General features: G+C 68.7%; 1 protein-coding gene. It reads left to right on the plus strand.

The window, feature by feature from the left end; genetic code table 11:
- On the plus strand, positions 1-1,008 hold a 1,008-nt coding region (hemA, locus tag ACTIFU_RS23810; RefSeq protein ID WP_439580808.1), incomplete at both ends, for a 5-aminolevulinate synthase.

Genomic DNA, 1,008 nt, shown 5'->3' on the forward strand with positions numbered 1-1,008 from the left:
CGATGGCCTGCGCGGCGAGGGACGCTACCGCGTCTTCGCCGATATCGAACGGCATCGCGGCACGTTTCCGCGCGCGACGCGCCATGTCGAGGGCGAGACGCGCGAGGTCACGGTCTGGTGCTCGAACGACTATCTGGGCATGGGCCAGCATCCCAAGGTGATCGCCGCCATGCACGAGGCGATCGACCGCTGCGGCGCCGGCGCCGGCGGCACGCGCAACATCTCGGGCACCAACCCCAACCACGTGCGGCTGGAGGCCGAACTCGCCGACCTGCACGGCAAGGAAGCAGCGCTCCTCTTCACCTCGGGCTACGTCTCGAACTGGGCCGCGCTCGGCACGCTCGGCTCGACGATCCCCAATTGCGTCATCCTGTCGGATGCCGGCAACCACGCCTCGATGATCGAGGGCATCCGCCAGTCCAAGGCCGAGCGCCGAATCTTTCGCCACAACGACGTCGAAGACCTCGACCGCATCCTGTCGGAATACGGCCCCGAGCGGCCCAAGATCGTCGCCTTCGAGAGCGTCTATTCGATGGACGGCGACATCGCGCCGATCAGGGCCATCCTCGACGTGTGCGAGAAGCATGGCGCGATGAGCTATCTCGACGAGGTGCACGCGGTCGGCCTCTACGGCCCGCGCGGCGGCGGCATCGCCGAGCGCGAAGGGCTGATGGACCGCGTGACGCTGATCGAGGGCACGCTCGGCAAGGCCTTCGGCGTGGTCGGCGGCTACATCGCCGGCTCGGCCGCGATGTGCGACTACATCCGCTCGTTCGCGTCGGGGTTCATCTTCACCACCGCGCTGCCGCCGCATGTGGCGGCCGGCGCGCGGGCCTCGATCCGGCACCTGAAGGAGAGTTCCTTCGAGCGCGCCCGCCATCAGGAACGGGTGCGCAAGGTGCGCGCCCGGCTCGACGCGATCGGCATCCCGACCATGCCCAACCCGAGCCACATCGTGCCGGTGATGGTGGGCGACGCGGCCAAGTGCAAATGGCTGTCGGACCTCCT

Source organism: Elioraea sp., assembly GCF_051860475.1.
Classification (GTDB): domain Bacteria; phylum Pseudomonadota; class Alphaproteobacteria; order Acetobacterales; family Acetobacteraceae; genus Elioraea.